General features: G+C 49.2%; 14 protein-coding genes, 2 tRNA genes and 3 rRNA genes. 2 read left to right on the forward strand and 17 right to left on the reverse strand.

What is annotated here, in order from left to right; all coding sequences use genetic code 11:
- Positions 1-33: 33 nt before the first annotated feature.
- Entirely contained in the window at positions 34-807 is a 774-nt protein-coding gene (locus FOC66_RS05795; RefSeq protein ID WP_003747565.1) for a FadR/GntR family transcriptional regulator, read from the reverse strand.
- A 339-nt stretch (positions 808-1,146) separates the two neighbouring features.
- On the opposite strand from FOC66_RS05795, the gene FOC66_RS05800 reads away from it, so the two are divergent.
- Positions 1,147-3,123, forward strand: a complete 1,977-nt coding sequence (locus FOC66_RS05800) for a TonB-dependent copper receptor (protein WP_003747567.1) — start codon at positions 1,147-1,149, stop codon at positions 3,121-3,123.
- A 127-nt stretch (positions 3,124-3,250) separates the two neighbouring features.
- Here the strand turns inward: FOC66_RS05800 and FOC66_RS05805 are convergent, their stop codons facing one another.
- From FOC66_RS05805 to FOC66_RS05820, 4 genes are all read right to left on the reverse strand, one after another.
- On the reverse strand, positions 3,251-4,588 hold the full coding sequence (locus tag FOC66_RS05805; protein ID WP_003747569.1) for a sodium-dependent transporter: 1,338 nt from the start codon (positions 4,586-4,588) through the stop codon (positions 3,251-3,253).
- Positions 4,589-4,854: 266 nt separating this feature from the next.
- On the reverse strand, positions 4,855-5,760 hold the full coding sequence (locus FOC66_RS05810) for a metal ABC transporter solute-binding protein, Zn/Mn family (protein WP_141745645.1): 906 nt from the start codon (positions 5,758-5,760) through the stop codon (positions 4,855-4,857).
- A gap of 79 nt (positions 5,761-5,839) precedes the next feature.
- Entirely contained in the window at positions 5,840-6,715 is an 876-nt protein-coding gene (locus FOC66_RS05815; RefSeq protein WP_003747573.1) for a metal ABC transporter permease, read from the reverse strand.
- A 76-nt stretch (positions 6,716-6,791) separates the two neighbouring features.
- On the reverse strand, positions 6,792-7,517 hold the full coding sequence (locus FOC66_RS05820; protein ID WP_172884834.1) for a metal ABC transporter ATP-binding protein: 726 nt from the start codon (positions 7,515-7,517) through the stop codon (positions 6,792-6,794).
- Positions 7,518-7,786: 269 nt separating this feature from the next.
- Here FOC66_RS05820 and FOC66_RS05830 point away from each other — a divergent pair, with 269 nt between their 5' ends.
- Positions 7,787-8,083 carry a DUF2288 domain-containing protein gene (locus tag FOC66_RS05830; protein WP_003747577.1) on the forward strand — a complete coding sequence of 99 codons (297 nt, stop codon included), beginning with the start codon at positions 7,787-7,789 and terminating at the stop codon, positions 8,081-8,083.
- Positions 8,084-8,149: 66 nt separating this feature from the next.
- Here FOC66_RS05830 and apaG read toward each other — a convergent pair whose 3' ends face one another.
- From apaG to FOC66_RS05890, 12 genes are all read right to left on the reverse strand, one after another.
- The gene (gene apaG, locus FOC66_RS05835; RefSeq protein WP_003682575.1) at positions 8,150-8,518 is read right to left on the reverse strand and encodes a Co2+/Mg2+ efflux protein ApaG; all 369 of its coding nucleotides are present in this window, start codon (positions 8,516-8,518) and stop codon (positions 8,150-8,152) included.
- A 92-nt stretch (positions 8,519-8,610) separates the two neighbouring features.
- Complete coding sequence (locus FOC66_RS05840; RefSeq protein WP_003747579.1) at positions 8,611-9,099, reverse strand: phosphatidylglycerophosphatase A family protein; 489 nt, start codon at positions 9,097-9,099, stop codon at positions 8,611-8,613.
- A complete protein-coding gene (gene thiL, locus FOC66_RS05845) occupies positions 9,092-10,048 on the reverse strand; it encodes a thiamine-phosphate kinase (protein ID WP_003747582.1) in 957 nt (318 codons plus the stop codon). The genes FOC66_RS05840 and thiL overlap by 8 nt, the downstream gene beginning before the upstream one ends.
- A gap of 187 nt (positions 10,049-10,235) precedes the next feature.
- A complete protein-coding gene (locus FOC66_RS05850; protein WP_003747583.1) occupies positions 10,236-10,955 on the reverse strand; it encodes an SDR family oxidoreductase in 720 nt (239 codons plus the stop codon).
- Between the two features lie 95 nt (positions 10,956-11,050).
- Positions 11,051-12,358, reverse strand: a complete 1,308-nt coding sequence (gene hpnE, locus FOC66_RS05855) for a hydroxysqualene dehydroxylase HpnE (protein ID WP_003747585.1) — start codon at positions 12,356-12,358, stop codon at positions 11,051-11,053.
- The gene (hpnD, locus tag FOC66_RS05860; RefSeq protein WP_003747587.1) at positions 12,355-13,203 is read right to left on the reverse strand and encodes a presqualene diphosphate synthase HpnD; all 849 of its coding nucleotides are present in this window, start codon (positions 13,201-13,203) and stop codon (positions 12,355-12,357) included. The genes hpnE and hpnD overlap by 4 nt, the downstream gene beginning before the upstream one ends.
- A 501-nt stretch (positions 13,204-13,704) precedes the next feature.
- Positions 13,705-13,992, reverse strand: a complete 288-nt coding sequence (locus FOC66_RS05865) for a ComEA family DNA-binding protein (RefSeq protein WP_003747589.1) — start codon at positions 13,990-13,992, stop codon at positions 13,705-13,707.
- Between the two features lie 381 nt (positions 13,993-14,373).
- A 5S ribosomal RNA gene (gene rrf / locus FOC66_RS05870) occupies positions 14,374-14,487 on the reverse strand.
- A gap of 96 nt (positions 14,488-14,583) precedes the next feature.
- Positions 14,584-17,472 (reverse strand): 23S ribosomal RNA (locus FOC66_RS05875).
- Positions 17,473-17,819: 347 nt separating this feature from the next.
- Positions 17,820-17,895, reverse strand: a tRNA-Ala gene (locus tag FOC66_RS05880).
- 5 nt (positions 17,896-17,900) lie between these two features.
- Positions 17,901-17,977, reverse strand: a tRNA-Ile gene (locus tag FOC66_RS05885).
- Positions 17,978-18,081: 104 nt separating this feature from the next.
- Positions 18,082-19,622 (reverse strand): 16S ribosomal RNA (locus FOC66_RS05890).
- The 16S, 23S and 5S rRNA genes sit together here with 2 tRNA genes alongside, the layout of an rRNA operon.
- Positions 19,623-20,026 lie beyond the last annotated feature (404 nt).

Consider the following 20,026-nt stretch of genomic DNA (forward strand, 5'->3'; position numbering starts at 1 on the left):
AAAAAATTCAGACGGCCTGATTATTTTTAAAGGCTACCAATCTACCCGTTTCAAATCGTTTTGCGCCAATACATCCGCATGCTCGCTGCGGCTTTGATATTCCCTGTCCTGCAAAATGCGGCGGGCGACATAATTCAAATGCAGCTTGGCCGCTTCCGCCGCCTCGGCCGGTTTGGCCTGGGCAATGGCTTCAAAAATAGTGCGGTGCTGGGCAATCAGCGTCGGGCGCGGGTCTTCGGTTTGATGGATATAGATAATGCCACTGCGTGTTTGCTGATAAAGCATTTTGAGTAGGCTGCTGGAAAGGTGGCTGAACAGGATATTGTGTGCGGCATCGGCAATGGTTTGATGAAAGCTGACATCCGCCTCTGCTTGATGCTCCAAATTTCCGCTTTCGCAGGCCGCTTCAAATTTCTGCCGCCAAAAATCAATGCGTTTCAAGTCGGCATCAGTCCGTCTTTCAGCGGCCAGCGCCGCCATACAGCCTTCAACGTGACAGCTGAAATCGAATACGTCTGTTTCCCAATTGGTATGTTTGCCGAGCAAATCCTGCCAGCTTTGCAAAAAATCCTGCTGCGGCTTGACGGAAACATAATAGCCATCGCCTTGCCGCGCTTCCAAAACCTGCTTGGCAATTAAAATATTCAACGCCACCCTGACCGACGGACGCGACACGCCGAATTCTTCCGCAAGCGTACGTTCGGGAGGCAATTTACTGCCTTCTTCATAAATGCCGGTCGCGATACGTTCTTCCAAAACGGCTAAAACCTGATCGCTGATTTTTTGCGGACGAACCAATTTCGTCATGTTGTATTCCTGATGATTGAAGGACAGTTTTATTCAGACGGCCATAAATTGGATTGACCAATTGTCCGCCCATTCTAATCAATCCCCTATTTTTTCGTCAAGAAATGCCATTCTCCCCATCGCAAGCAGTTTAATTCAAACACATTCATTTTTATTGACTAACCTCACCAATGCCTTCAAATCAATATTTTGGTATGACCAATCTTAATAAACAACCTATACGCCCAAAACCTAAAAATATTGATTTAGATTAAAATCCCACTGCTTCTATTTTACTAGACTTTATGTATAATACTTAGGTATTAGTTAACATAATTCCTAATAATAGAGAGAAACAATATGAAATACCCACCATTACTTATCTTACCCATTGCCTTAGCCGTATCCCAAGCATGGGCAGAGACTAACCCTACACCTGAAGAAACAGTTACCCTTTCCCCTGTCACCGTCACCGGCACACAACAACAAAAAGCCAATCGCGTTACTTTCAACCCCAAAGCTGCTTTGCAACCCCTCCCTGCCGGAGACGGGGCAGACCTTTTACAATCCGTGCCCAACATGAGCATCATCCGCAAAGGCGGCAGCTCGGGCGATCCGCTGTTCCGTGGTTTGGGCGGCTCGCGCCTCTCCGTCAATGCCGACGACCAGTTTATTTATGGTGGTTGCGGTATGCGCATGGACCCGCCGACTGCCTATATCCACCCCAATTCGTTTGATAAAGTCGTCGTCACCAAAGGCCCGCAAACCGTTACCCAAGGCATGGGCTTGGTCAGCGGCTCGGTGCAATTTATCCGCAAAGACCCTGATTTCACTGAAAAACCTTACAACATCAACGCCACCCTGACAGCAGGCAGCAACGACCGCCGCGACGGCTCGTTGGAAGCCGAGTTCGGCGGCAAATACGGCTACGTCCGTACCAATATTTCCCATAACGAAGCCGACGATTACAAAGACGGCGACGGCAACCGCATTCACTCCAACTTCAAACGCGACAGCCAAATGGTGCAACTGGGCATCACCCCGACCGAAAACACCACCATTGCCGGCACATACGAGCGCAGCAGGGCCAAGGTTGCCTACGCCGACCGCATGATGGACGGCAGCAAATTCGACCGTGATGCGTGGAATATCCGTTTTACCCAACGCAACCTTACCCCATGGTTCAGCGAGTTGGAACTGCGCTACGGTAAAAGCGAAATCGACCACGTGATGGACACATACAGCCTGCGTACCATCTACAATCCTGCCGGCAAGCAGATTAAAAATGCCAACAACCCTAAACGCAATACCGATACAGGCCGTCTGAAAGCCACTTTCGACTGGGACAAGCTCAACCTGCAAACCGGTTTGGATTATTTGGATGACGTCCACGTCGCGCGTCATGAGCGTGGTGGCGACGGTTACAGCCACAAGCCTTACATGCCCAACCAAAGTTTCAAACAATGGGGTATCTTCACCGAAGCCTCTTGGCAGCAAACCGACAATCAACGCTGGGTAGCAGGTTTGCGCCATGATCAAGTCAAAGCGCATTACGATACCGCGCGCGTAACCGACCCCGTTTTGAAACATCAAAAATTCAATTTGAACTCAGGCTTCCTGCGTTGGGAAAGAAATACGGACAACGGCCTGAAATACTATGCCGGCTTCGGTATTGCCGAACGTGCGCCTGACTACTGGGAACGCCTGCGCTCTGAAAACAAAGCCATCCGCGCAGAGCAAAACCGCCAAATCGATGCTGGTGTAATCTGGAAACGTCCTAACCTCCACGCATCCGTATCCGTATTCGGCAGCGACATCAAAGACTTCATCATGATGGAACGCCAAGGCATGAATTTCAACGTGCGCAACATCAACGCTTCACGCTTTGGCGGCGAAGCCGAAGTCAAATGGACATTTGCGCCTAACTGGGAAGTCGGCACCAGCCTCGCCTACACCCACGGCAAAAACCGTACCGACGGCAAACCTTTGGCACAAACGCCGCCGCTCGAGTGGAACAACACCCTTGCCTTTGACAACGGTAAATTCAGCGCAGGCGCATTGTGGCGCATCGTGGCCAAGCAAAACCGTTACAGCAAAGGCCAAGGCAATATCGTCGGCCAAGACATCGGCGCCTCTTCAGGCTTCGGCGTACTCTCGCTCAATGCCGGTTGGAAATTCAGCAAATACGCCACATTGCAAGGCGGCGTGGACAACGTGTTCAACAAAACCTATGCCGAATTCGTCAGCCGCGGCGGCGACCCTTCTGCCGGTACCCAAACCATGCGTGTGAACGAACCCGGCCGCACTGCATGGCTGAGACTGCAAGCGAAGTTCTAACCCAGCATCGCGCATCTATAAAAAGGCCGTCTGAACATTTTTCAGACGGCCTTAATATTTTTCATGATGTTTTAAACAAACAGCCCGAAGTTGCATTGCTTCGCCGGACTGTTTGCTCACTATCGGTTTAAATCAAACCCAAAGAGTTGATGAACACCACAACAATCGCAATCGGCGCAAGATAGCGAAGCGCACCCAGCCACAGGTAAAGCAACTGTTTCGGCACGGTACTGCCCATGCCCGCATCACGCAGGACGGACTGTTTGTCCTGAACCCATGACGTAAACACGGCAACGCTCAATGCGCCAATCGGCATGATGACGGCGGAAATGATGAAATCCCACAAGTCAAAAATGGTTTTGCCGAAAATTTTAAACTCGCTCCATACGCCGAAAGACAGCGCCGAAGGAATACCGACTATGAAAATCGCAATACCGATTATCCAAGTGTGGCTGCTGCGCTTTTTCTCGTCTTGGCGGATGGTTGCCGCAATCACGGTTTCCAGCATAGAGAACGCGGAAGTCAGCGTTGCAAAAACAACCAACAGCATGAATACGGCGAATAAATAAGTCCCCATCGGCATTTTCATGAAAACTGCAGGCAACACGACAAAAATCAGGCCGGGGCCTTGGCCGGGTTCAAAACCGAAAGCAAATACCGCAGGGAAAATCACCAAACCGGCCAGCAATGATACAAACAGGTTCATCCACATAATCGTATGGCCGGAGCGGAACATATCCTGATCCTTACCCAAATACGAAGCATAGGTAATCATCGCAGACACGCCGATACTCAAGGCAAAAAATGCCTGACCCAAAGCAGTCAGCATCGTGCCCGGTTTCAAATACGACCAATCCGGTTTCAACAAGAATGCCACGCCCTCCATTGCGCCGGGCAAGGTCAGCGAACGAACGGCCAGTGCGATAAAGAGGATAAACAAACCCGGCATCAACACGCGGTTTGCCTTTTCAATGCCGTCTGAAATGCCGCCTTTAACCACCCAAATGGTAATCAGCATGAACAAGCCTTGGTAAAACAGCGAACCAAACGGTGAAGAAATCGTGTTGCCGAACAAGGCTTCAAAGTCTGCGCCGGCATGAATTTCACCGGTAAAGCTGTGCACGACGTAGTTCAATACCCAGCCGCCGACCACGCTGTAAAACGACAGCAAAATAAAACACGCGGCCACGCCCATGCGGCCGACCCACGGCCACTGCGAACCCGGGCGCAATACTTTAAAGGAATCAATGGCGTTTTTACCGCCTGTACGGCCGATGTAAAACTCGGCCAGTTGAACCGGCAAAGCCACCAAAATGGTGAAAATCAAAAACAAAAGAAAGAATACGGCGCCGCCGTTGGTACCGGCTGTATAAGGGAATTTCCAAATTGCACCCAAACCGATGGCCGAGCCTGCCGCAGCAAGCACAAAGCCGATTTTGGATGACCAAGACGAATGATTGCTCATGATGTAAGATTAAGAAACGTGAAGATGCCGAATTGTAACAGGGTGAAGTCAAGCCGTGAGTGGCCGGCAGACCGCCGATAAGCAATTCGCACGGATGGTGCGTACTTATCAAGCAAATTGGCATGAATTTTTGATAATTAAGTTTTTAATAGCACAAAACTAATTTTTATATTTTAAATTTGACGATTTGTTTCAAAAATAAGCATATAAAAAGCCGTCTGAAACCTTATTTCCAAGTTTCAGACGGCATTTATCTTTAAACCGCTTTATTTTTTCATGGCATCGGTCAAAACTTTGACATTGTAGCGGTACATGCCGATGTAGCTGTTGGCCGGTGCGCCACCCAGTGCATCGGAATACAAACGTCCGCTGACGTTGACGCCGGTTTCTTTGGCGATACGGTCAATCATGCGCGTGTCTTTGATGTTTTCAGTAAAGACGGCTTTAATGCCCTCGCGTTTGATTTGACGAATGATGGAAGCCACTTGTTTGGCAGACGGCTCGGCTTCGCTGCTCACGCCTTGAGGGGCGATAAATTCAATATTGTAGCGTTTGCCCATGTAAGAGAAGGCATCGTGTCCGGTCAAGACTTTACGCTTAGCGGCAGGTACGGCATTAAAGGCAGCCTGCACATCGCTGTGCAGTTTTTTCAGCTGCATTTGGTAGTTGCCCAAACGTTGCTGATAGTAGGTTTTGCCTTCAGGGTCGGCTTGAATCAAAGCATTGGCAACGTTTTGCGCATAAGTACCCATCAGGACGGGGTCGGTCCAAACGTGCGGGTCAAACTCGCCATGATCGTGATGATGGCCTTCGTGATCGTGGTCATGATGATGACCGCCCTCTTCTGCTTTCAAGGCCTGAATGCCTTTGGTCGCTTCGACGAAAGGCACTTTGCTCTGTTTGACTGCGCGTTGCACATCGGCGGCTTCCAAGCCCAAGCCGTTGAGCAATACCAATTTTGCGCTGCGGATTTTTTTGATGTCGCCGCTGGTCATGTGGTAGGCATGGCTGTCTTGGTTGGCGCCCACCAAGCTTTGAACGGCCACGCGGTCGCCGCCAATCTGTTTGGCCACGTCGCCCAAAATGCTGAAGCTGGTGACAACAGGCAACGGAGCGGCATAAGCGGCACCGGTCAATAATGCGGCAACGATGCCGAGTTTCCAATGTTTCATATTCTCTCCATTGATATAACGTAACATTAACATCATCATAAAACAGACCGCCTGATTATTCAAGCGGCCGTCTGAAAAATCATGCCGTACGGTGTTTCTTGCGGCGCAGCCATTTTGCCAAAATGCCGCCTTCCCAACCGAACACGACGGAAATCAGGTAAAGCGTGCCGCAGCATAAAATAATCGCCGGGCCGGACGGGATTTCGATATGGTAGGAAAACAACAGTCCTGCCAAGCCGCAAAGCAAAGCCAATGCTACAGACAAAATCATCAGCCAACCCATGCTTTTCGCCCACAGTCTGGCGGTAATCGCCGGCAACATCATCAAACCGACCGACATCAGCGTACCCAATGCCTGGAAACCGGCAACCAGATTCATCACGACCAGTACCAAAAACAGCACATGCCAAAAGCCGCCCTTACCACCGACAGCCTTGAGGAACAAAGGGTCTATGCTTTCCAACACCAGCGGGCGGAACATGACCGCCATCAGCAAAATAGTGACGCTCGCAGAAACGGCAATCAGCTGCAAAGCCGGAATATCCACCGCCAACACCGAGCCAAACAGCAAATGCAGCAAATCGACGCTGCTGCCGTTTTTGCTGACCAAAACCACGCCGATGGCGAGGCTGCTCAAATAAAATGCGGCAAAGTTCGCATCTTCTTTCAATGAAGTAAACCGGCTGACCAAACCGGCCAACAAAGCCATCAGCAAACCGGCCGCAAAACCGCCGACACTCATCGCAGGCAAACTCAAGCCGGCAAACATATAGCCAATGGCCGCACCGGGCAAAACCGCATGGCTCAGGGCATCGCCCACCAAACTCATGCGGCGCATCACCAAAAACACACCGACAGGCGCCGCGCTCAATGCTAGGCAGAAAATCGACGCCAGGGCATAGCGCATAAAGTCGAATTCGACGAACGGCGCGACGACCAAATCATATAAATCCATGTTTTATCGCTTTTTTATTAATCTCTGAAAGCCTGAGGCCGTCTGAAAAATACTCACTTTCAGACGGCCTTGTCCATTAAACCGCGCACCAATCGGCCGCTTCCTGCTTCTGCATCATTCGGTTGGCCTGTGCCAAAAATTCATCGGTCAACACATTTTCCGTCGCACCGGCAGCCACTTTTTCACGCGCCAAAAGCAGCGTGTTGGCAAAATATGCCCTGACCTGCTCGTAATCATGCAACACGGCAATCACTGCCTGACCGTCCTGATGGCACTGGCGCAAAACTTCCAACAGCGCATAAGTCGTCCGCGCATCCACTGCGTTAAACGGTTCGTCCAGCAGCAAAAATTTGGCATCCTGCACCAGCATCCGCGCAAACAACACGCGTTGAAACTGGCCATTGGACAAGTGCGCGATTTGGCGCGTGGCAAAATCCTGCATTTCCACGCGTTCCAAAGCCGCCATCACGCGCTTTTTCTGCGCTGCGTTCATACGTCCGAAAAAGCCGATTTCATACCACAGCCCCATCGCCGCCAGTTCAAACACCGTCATCGGCTGGCTGCGGTCAATGTCCGACTGCTGCGGCAGATAGGCAATGTCCTTGCGCGCCATATTTTCATAGCGCACGCTGCCCGTATCCGTCTTCTGCAAACCCATAATGGCTTTGAGCAGGGTCGATTTGCCCGCGCCGTTCGGCCCGAAAATCGTCCACATCTTGCCATCTTCAAACACCATATCGACATGGTGCACCACCGGCCTGCGCTGATAGCTGACCGTCAGATTTTCCACCACGATACTCATGGCGATACCGCCCAAAAATATACAGCCCACAACGCCGCCAATGCGACAAGCGCAATCAGCAGCCTTTGCAGCAATCCGGTCAACAATACAGAATTCATAAGCCTAAAACCGCCCTTGCCCGAATACGGACAACAGGCCGTCTGAAAGAAATTAAAACCCTAAAATGATACTGTATAACGTTAACCCTGTAAATTTCTTTCGTTTTCAGACGGCATCGGGCAAAAGGCCGAATATCGGTTACAATCCGTTTTTTATTTGATGATTGTCCTATGTCTATTCCACTCTTAAACGAAAAACTCAATACCGAAACCGCCCGCATTTCATGGGAAGAGCTGCAACCCCACTTCGCACGCGGTGCCGCCGTCTATGTTGCGCCCGATTTGGATTTGATTGCCGTCGCCCGCCATGTTGCCGAAGATGAAGCCGCGCCATTGAAACAATGGATGGAACAAGGCAAATTCGGTGCCGTCAGCGATGATATGGCGCGTACTTTTCTAGCGGATAATCAGGAAATGTGGGCGGTCGTTGTAGCGCCGTGGGTATTGGTACAGCCTTGCAAAGACTGATAAGGCCGTCTGAAAAAACAAAACCGGAACATTTCCCATGCTCCGGTTTTTCATTTTTCAGACGGCCTATTGCAACGTAAAGCCTGCTTTGAATTCAAGCTTCGGCACCCCGATAACGAAACGTTTGCCGATGCTGTCTTCGAACTCATACGCGCCTTCGATACTGCCCCAAGGCGTGCTGATTTGCGAACCGCTGTTGTACTCATAGGCTTCGCCCGGATACAAAACAGGCTGCTCCTCAATCAGGCCGGCATGACCGACCTGCTCTGTTTCACCGTGTCCGTCGGTGATTTCCCAAAAACGCTGACGCAAAGTAATGATTTCATCGCTGCGGTTGCAGATGGTAATCAGATAATTGAAGGCGTAGCGGTCGCGATAGACGTCGCTTTGGCCGGCCATATAACGCGGCTCCACGTTAATCTCGATTTCGTTCATAATTGTTCACCCGTATATTTATTTTATTTAAAACCGGATAATTCCGGCGTGCCCGCCCTATTTTTGCAAAGGGTCGAAACACTTAAAACACATCACGCAATCCAATGAAACAGCCCCAAGACCAATAAAGTCATCACAGCCGCAATCAAATCATCAAGCATAATGCCCAAACCTCCATGAATCCGCCGGTCAAACCATTTGATCGGCCATGGTTTTAACGCATCAAACAAGCGGAAAATAACAAAAGCCGCCAGCCACCAGCTCCATTTAAACGGAATCAGCGACAGCACCAGCAGCATCGCGACAATTTCATCCCAAACGATACCGCCGTAATCCTGAATGCCCAGTTCCCTCTCGGTATAACCGCAAATGCGGATACCCCAGAAAAACAGGGCGATACACAATAAAAGCAATATCCAGCCGTCTATGCCCAACAGGCACAATACAAAAGCCAAGGGTAATGCGGCCAGCGTTCCTGCCGTACCCGGCGCAACCGGCGATAAGCCGCTGCCAAAACCAAATCCTAAAAAACACAATGGTTTGTGCAACAGCCAAGAAAAAGTAGGTTTACGTTCAGCCAAAATGATCAAATCCTAAAGAAGTCAGTTCCAATACGCCGCCTTCGGCATCCAAAATATTCAGACGGCCTGAGTCAGTCATTTTACCAATTCGGGCGACCGGTACGCCACTTTGTTCCGCCGCCTGACAAACACGTTCCCTGTCTTCTGGAGCAGCAGTAAAAATCAGTTCGTAATCATCGCCGCCGGCCAATACTGCCGACAACCATTGCTCGCGCGACAAAACGTTTTTCAATTCAGGCAACGACGGCACACAATCGGCAAAGATTTCCGCCCCGACAGCAGAGGCTTTTAAAATATGCCCCACATCTTGAGCCAGGCCGTCTGAAACATCTTGCGCAGCATGGGCAAACGGCAGCAATGCCAGCCCCAATGAAACGCGCGGCTCCGGACGGAGCAATTTATCATCGCAAACCGCCATGATTTCAGACGGCAATTGATAATGCCCCAGATATTGGTTCAAAGCAGCGGCAGCCAAACCCAAGCAGCCCGATACCCAAATATCGTCGCCGACTTCGGCCCCATCACGCCTCAGGGCACGCCCTGTCGGAACTTCGCCGACTATCGTTACATTAAAGACCAAATCGCCTTTGGTGGTATCGCCACCAATCAACACTGTATCAAAACGCGCGGCCAAAGCAAAAAAGCTATCGCAAAAGCGTTTGAGCCAATCTTGATTCAATTCAGGCAACGCAGCACTGAGCAACACCCAACGCGGCTTGGCACCCATAGCGGCCATATCAGATAAATTTACTGCAAGCATTTTCCATGCCAAATCTTCGGGCAAAACATCTTCAAAAAAATGTCTACCCTTAACCAACATATCAGCGCTAAAACATAAATCAAATCCGCTACTTGGGCGAATAATAGCGGCATCGTCCCCTATGCCCAAAATCAGACCTTCCGATTTTTGTCGCTGCAAATATTGTCTGATAAAGTCAAATTCCGTCATATTTATCCAATATAACTATAACTTAGATTACTATATCTAATTTTGTGCCAGCCTGATGTTTGCCTACTAACACGTCAAACATCAAACTTCCATATTATTTAGATATAAAACTCAATAAGTTAAAGGCCGTCTAAAAATACAGATTTCAGACGGCCTCATGTTTTCAAACCACTCTGAGCAGGTAGATTTACAGATAGACGATTTCGCCTGTCCGCCCCCTGCTCTCTCGGCTTGCCCACCAAATAAATTGCGGCAGGACATCTTCGTAGTTTTTACGTTCGCTTTTCGATTCGCCCGGATGGGATTTGATGCGTTGCGGCGAATTGATGGCACCCGGCACCAAAACATTGGCACGCAGGTTGTCAAAACGTTCCCACTCGTCCGCAGCCACTTTACACAAATAATTAAGCGCGGCTTTAGAAGCTCCAAAACCGCCCCAATAGGCTTGCGGTTTTTCGCCGTGGCTTTCGCCGACAAAAATCACAGAAGCGTCTTCGGATTGCTTCAACAATGGGAACAGCGCACGGGTCAAACCCATAGGCGCAACGGTATTGATGCGGTATTGGTTGACCCATTCCGATACGGTTTGGAAATCCAACGGCGACAAAGCATAGAAATAGCTGGCGCAATGCACCACGCCATCCAATTTTCCGCCGGTAGCTTCATCAATGGTTTCCGCAAACTGTTTAAATTCTTTTTCCTCAGCGCTCATCAAATCAAAGCAGATGGCAAACGGCTCTGGGCTGCCCGCAGCCACAATGGCATCATATACTTTTTCCAAACGCTTTTGATGACGCGCCACCAAAATGACAGTCGCTCCGGCCGCCGCATAGGCTTTGGCAACCTGCTCGCCCAAGCCTTGGGATGCGCCGGTAACCAAGATGGTTTTGTCCGCTAATGTCGTCATGACTTTTCCTTGAACTTTATGGTTTTAGATATTGTATCGGCTTGGTAAGTTTTGTAAAGTCAAAAAGGCCGTCTGAACATTCAGACGGCCTCAGTTTATTCAAACCGCAAATCCAGCATAAGCTTTTCAGCCGCGGCAAAACCTGACTGAACCGCCGCTTCCAATGTTGCCGGATAGCGAGGATGGAGGTAGTCGCCGGCCGGATAAATACGGCGATGGTGCAGCCATGAGAAATCAGATTGTACAAAATCAACCGTTGCCGCCGTAGTCGCGCGTTTTTCCGTAATAATGCGTATAGCTTCGGGTTTATCCAAATCCGGACAAACCCGCTTAATGTCCGTATGAATTTTCTCGGCTAAATCTTTGTCCTTCCAAGCCTCGACATAATCGGAAACGCTGATAGCGACTGCGACTTCATTATCCGGCAAACCCAACACCCCCCGATGCAGCACCCACTGCGCCGTACCATCGGCAAACCCGGTTAAAGGCGCAGGCAGCTTGACTGCTTGGGCATAACGCAAATAAACCGTAGTAATCGCATGGTAATGCAACGATTGATAGGCCGTCTGAATATAGTCAGGTGTATCTTCAGGCAAAAGCGCGTCAACATGATATGGCGAAACAGCCAAAATCACCGCATCAAATACTTCGCCATTGATTTCAATTCGGCCATCGATATGATGGTTTAAATGCGTAATACGGGTTTCAAGATTTATTTTTGCACCATGTTTGTGTAGAAAATCTAAAGCCGGTTCGGCTACGATCCGCCCTAAATCCTGCTTAGGCAAAAGATAATCGCTGTTCGCCTTTTCAGACCACACGCCATCATTCAATACATTGCATAAAATGCGTAACGATGCCTGTTCTAACGGCGTATTTAAAGCACCCCATACCAAAGGTTGCCAAAACTGGCCAAGCAGGCTGCGGGGAACATTTCGTGTTCTCAACCACTTTGCAACGGTCAAATCAGTTTTATGATGGCCTGCCCAACGTTGCAATGCCGACATATCCGACAGCAATTTGATTTTCAATGAAAAGGAAAGATTTTTCGCACGCAGGATACCGACAAGCAAATGCCACGGTGCAGGCAGAGAGGCCGTCTGAAACTGCAATCCCTCATGGATGTACCATTGCAAAGGCTGGCGTAAAAAGGCTGATTCAGGTTGAACGCCAATATGTCGCATCAAAGTTTGGACACCATGATACGCGCCCAACAAGATATGCTGCCCATTATCCAAAAAGCTGAATCCATCATTTTTCCCGGCTAAGGCACGCGCCCTACCGCCAGCCTGCCTCCCGGCCTCAAACAAGGCAATATCAGCTCGTTGAATCAGGGAAACCGCCGCAGACAAACCTGCCCAACCGGCACCAATCACAGCAATTTTTGGACGCTGAGTATTCATGGTTTAAATCCAAACAGCCAAGTTTTCAAAGCAATCCGTTTTTTACGGGGAGAAGGAATCGCAATTTTGTAAGTCAAAACATTTTGCGCACCATCACGGTCGATTTCATTCAACAACGCATAATAAATGGCCGCCATAATCAGGCCGACTTTTTGCGATTTCTTATCCTCAGCCGGCAAAAGCAACATCGCTTCACGATAAGTTTCACGCGCCCTATTCACTTGAAATTGCATCAATTTTGCAAAATTATCTGTCGGTTTGCACTGCATGATTACATTGGCAGGTACATCAAACTTCTGCATTTCCTCTATCGGCAGATAAATTCTTCCCTGCCGCGCATCTTCGCCCACATCGCGAATAATGTTCGTCAACTGCAAAGCCAAGCCCATTTTGTCCGCATATTCCAAAGTTTTCGGATTGGAAAAACCTAAAATCCGTGCAATAAGACGCCCCACAACTCCGGCAACACGGTGGCAATACAGCTTTAATTCATCAAAACTACCATAACGAGCCTGCTCCAAATCCATCTGCATCCCATCAATCAAAGCTTCAAATTCATTCTTCGGCAAATCAAAACTTGCCCGAATATCTTTTAAAGCTTGATGAACAGGATGCTCAGGCATCTCATTATTAAACACTTTCTCCAAATCACTGCGCCACCAATTCAAGGTAATCTGAGCTACATTCAGATCGGTACAGCCATCAACCACATCATCCAGTTCGCGACAAAAAGCATATAAAACAGTGATCGCATTTCGTTTTTCTACTGATAAAAAACGAAAACCGGATAAAAAACTGGAATGGCTTTCCGCAGCCTTTTGACGACAATAATCTAAAGCAAGCACTGTGTATCCTAAAAATATTGTTATAAATAATTAGCAGGGATTTTATCCGTATTTAAAAAAGTACGCCAATATCAAAACCCATCTTACGACAAGGCCGTCTGAAAGCTGATTTCAGCATCTTTCAGACGGCCTAAGACTCTTACGATAATATAAAGTTACTAAAATTTTCTGATTTTCCAACTTTTGTTCAAGATGAGGAAGATTTTAGTCAATTGAAAATTTATGGCGCATTTTTATGCATTAAATGTCGTTAAAAGACTATTTTTATAAAGGTCTCAACCTGAAACCTATTTTGTAGATTCTATTTCATTTCCCCTACTCATTGTCCTTTCCCAACAACCGTTTTTTAATGCAATATCGTCAAATCCCCCTTGCCTCTTACCTTATTACCCAACGGAAGCCCCCACTGGTTCAAGCTTCATCCCCGCCCCCAAACAAAGCCGCCCCGGGCCCAACCGGCAAACGGTTCGGCCGCAGGGCGGCATATAGGCAGAGTCCGGCTTATTTTTTCACGGCAGGCTGGGCGGCCTTAGGCGCGGCAGAAGAAACCGTCGCCTCCGCCTTCAACTTGTTCAGCACCGCATCACCGATGCCCTTCACGTTTTTCAGCTCCTCCACCGATTTGAACGCACCGTTCTTCTGACGGTATTCCACAATCGCCTTCGCCTTAGCCGGGCCGATACCCGGTAATGCCTCCAGTTCCGCAGAAGAGGCGGTATTGACGTTCACGGCAGCCAAAGAGAACGCCGTACACATGGCGGCAAATACACCAAATAAAAATTTCTTCATCAGGGTTTTCCTATAACGTGTCAGATTGAATCAACCGGGCCGTCTGCAGGACGGTTTTACCCACCCCGCCGACACTGCCACATCGACAGTAGAACACGGCCCCATTCCATATAAATGCATACGACATATTAACGCAAATACCGTTCGATTTCAAACATTCCAAACGGTTAACCGTAACTTTCGGTACTTTTGTGCAAGAATAACAACAGGATAAATATTTCCGATTCCAATACCAAGATGCACAAATACTCCATAAACACCGGTACATCACTATCCCAATGTTTGACCCCAACACCCATTATCCCAATTCTGCCGCCAAACCGACAGAAACGACAGGCATGTAAAAAGCCCCCGACATCAGTCGGGGGCTTCGGAATGGGTGTTTGGCGGTGACCTACTTTCACATGGAAGAACCACACTATCATCGGCGCTGAGTCGTTTCACGGTCCTGTTCGGGATGGGAAGGCGTGGGACCAACTCGCTATGGCCGCCAAACTTAAACTGTTACAAATCGGTAAAGCCTTAATCGGTATAAATGGTGATGACTGAATCAGTCAGTAAGCTTTTATTATTTGAAGTTCTTCAAATGATAGAGTCAAGCCTCACGAGCAATTAGTATGGGTTAGCTTCACGCGTTACCGCGCTTCCACACCCCACCTATCAACGTCCTGGTCTCGAACGACTCTTTAGTGTAGTTAAACCACAAGGGAAGTCTCATCTTCAGGCGAGTTTCGCGCTTAGATGCTTTCAGCGCTTATCTCTTCCGAACTTAGCTACCCGGCTATGCAACTGGCGTTACAACCGGTACACCAGAGGTTCGTCCACTCCGGTCCTCTCGTACTAGGAGCAGCCCCCGTCAAACTTCCAACGCCCACTGCAGATAGGGACCAAACTGTCTCACGACGTTTTAAACCCAGCTCACGTACCACTTTAAATGGCGAACAGCCATACCCTTGGGACCGACTACAGCCCCAGGATGTGATGAGCCGACATCGAGGTGCCAAACTCCGCCGTCGATATGAACTCTTGGGCGGAATCAGCCTGTTATCCCCGGAGTACCTTTTATCCGTTGAGCGATGGCCCTTCCATACAGAACCACCGGATCACTATGTCCTGCTTTCGCACCTGCTCGACTTGTCGGTCTCGCAGTTAAGCTACCTTTTGCCATTGCACTATCAGTCCGATTTCCGACCGGACCTAGGTAACCTTCGAACTCCTCCGTTACTCTTTGGGAGGAGACCGCCCCAGTCAAACTGCCTACCATGCACGGTCCCCGACCCGGATTACGGGTCTGGGTTAGAACCTCAAAGACACCAGGGTGGTATTTCAAGGACGGCTCCACAGAGACTGGCGTCTCTGCTTCAAAGCCTCCCACCTATCCTACACAAGTGACTTCAAAGTCCAATGCAAAGCTACAGTAAAGGTTCACGGGGTCTTTCCGTCTAGCAGCGGGTAGATTGCATCTTCACAACCACTTCAACTTCGCTGAGTCTCGGGAGGAGACAGTGTGGCCATCGTTACGCCATTCGTGCGGGTCGGAACTTACCCGACAAGGAATTTCGCTACCTTAGGACCGTTATAGTTACGGCCGCCGTTTACTGGGGCTTCGATCCGATGCTTGCACATCTTCAATTAACCTTCCAGCACCGGGCAGGCGTCACACCCTATACGTCCACTTTCGTGTTAGCAGAGTGCTGTGTTTTTAATAAACAGTCGCAGCCACCTATTCTCTGCGACCCTCCGGGGCTTACGGAGCAAGTCCTTAACCTTAGAGGGCATACCTTCTCCCGAAGTTACGGTATCAATTTGCCGAGTTCCTTCTCCCGAGTTCTCTCAAGCGCCTTAGAATTCTCATCCTGCCCACCTGTGTCGGTTTGCGGTACGGTTCGATTCAAACTGAAGCTTAGTGGCTTTTCCTGGAAGCGTGGTATCGGTTACTTCATGTCCGTAGACACTCGTCGTCACTTCTCGGTGTTAAGAAGACCCGGATTTGCCTAAGTCTTCCACCTACCGGCTTAAACAAGCTATTCCAACAGCTTGCTAACCTAACCTTCTCCGTCCCCACATCGCATTTGAATCAAGTACAGGAATATTAACCTGTTTCCCATCGACTACGCATTTCTGCCTCGCCTTAGGGGCCGACTCACCCTACGCCGATGAACGTTGCGTAGGAAACCTTGGGCTTTCGGCGAGCGGGCTTTTCACCCGCTTTATCGCTACTCATGTCAACATTCGCACTTCTGATACCTCCAGCACACTTTACAATGCACCTTCATCGGCCTACAGAACGCTCCCCTACCATGCCAGTAAACTGGCATCCGCAGCTTCGGTTATAGATTTGAGCCCCGTTACATCTTCCGCGCAGGACGACTCGACCAGTGAGCTATTACGCTTTCTTTAAATGATGGCTGCTTCTAAGCCAACATCCTGGCTGTCTGGGCCTTCCCACTTCGTTTACCACTTAATCTATCATTTGGGACCTTAGCTGGCGGTCTGGGTTGTTTCCCTCTTGACAACGGACGTTAGCACCCGCTGTCTGTCTCCCGAGGAACCACTTGATGGTATTCTTAGTTTGCCATGGGTTGGTAAGTTGCAATAACCCCCTAGCCATAACAGTGCTTTACCCCCATCAGTGTCTTGCTCGAGGCACTACCTAAATAGTTTTCGGGGAGAACCAGCTATCTCCGAGTTTGTTTAGCCTTTCACCCCTATCCACAGCTCATCCCCGCATTTTGCAACATGCGTGGGTTCGGTCCTCCAGTACCTGTTACGGCACCTTCAACCTGGCCATGGATAGATCACTCGGTTTCGGGTCTACACCCAGCAACTGTTCGCCCTATTAAGACTCGGTTTCCCTACGCCTCCCCTATTCGGTTAAGCTCGCTACTGAATGTAAGTCGTTGACCCATTATACAAAAGGTACGCAGTCACACCACAAGGGTGCTCCCACTGTTTGTATGCATCAGGTTTCAGGTTCTATTTCACTCCCCTCCCGGGGTTCTTTTCGCCTTTCCCTCACGGTACTGGTTCACTATCGGTCGATGATGAGTATTTAGCCTTGGAGGATGGTCCCCCCATATTCAGACAGGATTTCACGTGTCCCGCCCTACTTTTCGTACGCTTAGTACCACCATTGAGATTTCGAATACGGGACTATCACCCACTATGGTCAAGCTTCCCAGCTTGTTCTTCTATCTCGACAGTTATCACGTACAGGCTCCTCCGCGTTCGCTCGCCACTACTTGCGGAATCTCGGTTGATTTCTTTTCCTCCGGGTACTTAGATGGTTCAGTTCTCCGGGTTCGCTTCGCTTATCCTATGTATTCAGATAAGGATACCTCCTAAGAGGTGGGTTTCCCCATTCGGACACCGCGGGATCATAGCTTTATTGCCAGCTCCCCCGCGCTTTTCGCAGGCTTACACGTCCTTCGTCGCCTATCATCGCCAAGGCATCCACCTGATGCACTTATTCACTTGACTCTATCATTTCAAGAACCTCTCTGACTTCGTTTGCCTACCCGTTGACTAGGGAAGCAAACTTGAAATTCCTACTTTGATAAAGCTTACTGCTTGTTGTGTCTTAATCCTGCCTTTTGTGTTTCAGGATTAAGTCGATACAATCATCACCCAAATACTGTGTTTGTTTTCTTTTCTCTTGCGAGAGATTCTTTATCCTTTGCAAAGAATAAAAAATCAAAACAAACGCATTGTCTTTGTTTGTTGATTTCGGCTTTCCAATTTGTTAAAGATCGATGCGTCGATATTTCACTTCGCAAATCAAAATAAGCTGCTAAGTATAGCAGGCTTCCTTTAATTTGTAAAGTGCTTGGTGGAGGCAAACGGGATCGAACCGATGACCCCCTGCTTGCAAAGCAGGTGCTCTACCAACTGAGCTATGCCCCCGTTCTTGGTGGGTCTGGGAGGACTTGAACCTCCGACCCCACGCTTATCAAGCGTGTGCTCTAACCAGCTGAGCTACAAACCCGGATTCTCTTCTTAAGCGAATCTTGTCTTCACTCAAGCTTTCCTCTTCCGCATCTTTACAGTTTACCGATAAGTGTGAATGCATCAGACCTCTTCTTTCTCTAGAAAGGAGGTGATCCAGCCGCAGGTTCCCCTACGGCTACCTTGTTACGACTTCACCCCAGTCATGAAGCATACCGTGGTAAGCGGGCTCCTTGCGGTTACCCTACCTACTTCTGGTATCCCCCACTCCCATGGTGTGACGGGCGGTGTGTACAAGACCCGGGAACGTATTCACCGCAGTATGCTGACCTGCGATTACTAGCGATTCCGACTTCATGCACTCGAGTTGCAGAGTGCAATCCGGACTACGATCGGTTTTGTGAGATTGGCTCCGCCTCGCGGCTTGGCTACCCTCTGTACCGACCATTGTATGACGTGTGAAGCCCTGGTCATAAGGGCCATGAGGACTTGACGTCATCCCCACCTTCCTCCGGCTTGTCACCGGCAGTCTCATTAGAGTGCCCAACTTAATGATGGCAACTAATGACAAGGGTTGCGCTCGTTGCGGGACTTAACCCAACATCTCACGACACGAGCTGACGACAGCCATGCAGCACCTGTGTTACGGCTCCCGAAGGCACTCCTCCGTCTCTGGAGGATTCCGTACATGTCAAGACCAGGTAAGGTTCTTCGCGTTGCATCGAATTAATCCACATCATCCACCGCTTGTGCGGGTCCCCGTCAATTCCTTTGAGTTTTAATCTTGCGACCGTACTCCCCAGGCGGTCAATTTCACGCGTTAGCTACGCTACTAAGCAATCAAGTTGCCCAACAGCTAATTGACATCGTTTAGGGCGTGGACTACCAGGGTATCTAATCCTGTTTGCTACCCACGCTTTCGAGCATGAACGTCAGTGTTATCCCAGGAGGCTGCCTTCGCCATCGGTATTCCTCCACATCTCTACGCATTTCACTGCTACACGTGGAATTCTACCTCCCTCTGACACACTCTAGTCACCCAGTTCAGAACGCAGTTCCCAGGTTGAGCCCGGGGATTTCACATCCTGCTTAAGTAACCGTCTGCGCTCGCTTTACGCCCAGTAATTCCGATTAACGCTCGCACCCTACGTATTACCGCGGCTGCTGGCACGTAGTTAGCCGGTGCTTATTCTTCAGGTACCGTCATCAGCTGTCGGTATTAGCAACAGCCTTTTCTTCCCTGACAAAAGTCCTTTACAACCCGAAGGCCTTCTTCAGACACGCGGCATGGCTGGATCAGGCTTGCGCCCATTGTCCAAAATTCCCCACTGCTGCCTCCCGTAGGAGTCTGGGCCGTGTCTCAGTCCCAGTGTGGCGGATCATCCTCTCAGACCCGCTACTGATCGTCGCCTTGGTAGGCCTTTACCCCACCAACTAGCTAATCAGATATCGGCCGCTCGAATAACGCAAGGCCCGAAGGTCCCCTGCTTTCCTCCTCAGAGAATATGCGGTATTAGCTAATCTTTCGATTAGTTATCCCCCATTACTCGGTACGTTCCGATATGTTACTCACCCGTTCGCCACTCGCCACCCAAGAAGCAAGCTTCTCTGTGCTGCCGTCCGACTTGCATGTGTAAAGCATGCCGCCAGCGTTCAATCTGAGCCAGGATCAAACTCTTATGTTCAATCTCTAACTTATAACTTCTGGTCTGCTTCAAAGAAACCGACAGGACAATGTCTAAAACATCATCTTGTCTGTCTTTCAAACAGTGTGAGGCCTAATGCACTCACACTTATCGGTAATCTGTTTTTTAAAGAGCGAATCGAATTATACAGTACAATTTTCAAAAGTCAACTAAAATTATCGAAAATTTCAACCAACTGTGTTATACTGTCTGCTTCGTTTTCTTCACCGCGTCAGCAGCGAAAAACCGAACTATACGCCTCCCAACAAAACCAGTCAACACCCAATTTCAAAAAAATTGCAGAATTTCCGCAACTGTCTGTATTTAAATAATTTTAAATTTATCAAATTTTATACGTTCACTAGATATACAGAATCTTCAAAGATAATAGCCCTACAACTTTG

This window comes from Neisseria mucosa (genome assembly GCF_013267835.1).
GTDB lineage: Bacteria > Pseudomonadota > Gammaproteobacteria > Burkholderiales > Neisseriaceae > Neisseria.

What these genes read in the sequence shown, in the direction of transcription:
- FOC66_RS05795 (WP_003747565.1), bottom strand. Translation starts at nt 807, where the DNA reads ATGACGAAATTGGTTCGTCCGCAAAAAATCAGCGATCAGGTTTTAGCC.
- FOC66_RS05800 (WP_003747567.1), top strand. Translation starts at nt 1,147, where the DNA reads ATGAAATACCCACCATTACTTATCTTACCCATTGCCTTAGCCGTATCC.
- FOC66_RS05805 (WP_003747569.1), bottom strand. Translation starts at nt 4,588, where the DNA reads ATGAGCAATCATTCGTCTTGGTCATCCAAAATCGGCTTTGTGCTTGCT.
- FOC66_RS05810 (WP_141745645.1), bottom strand. Translation starts at nt 5,760, where the DNA reads ATGAAACATTGGAAACTCGGCATCGTTGCCGCATTATTGACCGGTGCC.
- FOC66_RS05815 (WP_003747573.1), bottom strand. Translation starts at nt 6,715, where the DNA reads ATGGATTTATATGATTTGGTCGTCGCGCCGTTCGTCGAATTCGACTTT.
- FOC66_RS05820 (WP_172884834.1), bottom strand. Translation starts at nt 7,517, where the DNA reads ATGAGTATCGTGGTGGAAAATCTGACGGTCAGCTATCAGCGCAGGCCG.
- FOC66_RS05830 (WP_003747577.1), top strand. Translation starts at nt 7,787, where the DNA reads ATGTCTATTCCACTCTTAAACGAAAAACTCAATACCGAAACCGCCCGC.
- apaG (WP_003682575.1), bottom strand. Translation starts at nt 8,518, where the DNA reads ATGAACGAAATCGAGATTAACGTGGAGCCGCGTTATATGGCCGGCCAA.
- thiL (WP_003747582.1), bottom strand. Translation starts at nt 10,048, where the DNA reads ATGACGGAATTTGACTTTATCAGACAATATTTGCAGCGACAAAAATCG.
- FOC66_RS05850 (WP_003747583.1), bottom strand. Translation starts at nt 10,955, where the DNA reads ATGACGACATTAGCGGACAAAACCATCTTGGTTACCGGCGCATCCCAA.
- hpnE (WP_003747585.1), bottom strand. Translation starts at nt 12,358, where the DNA reads ATGAATACTCAGCGTCCAAAAATTGCTGTGATTGGTGCCGGTTGGGCA.
- FOC66_RS05865 (WP_003747589.1), bottom strand. Translation starts at nt 13,992, where the DNA reads ATGAAGAAATTTTTATTTGGTGTATTTGCCGCCATGTGTACGGCGTTC.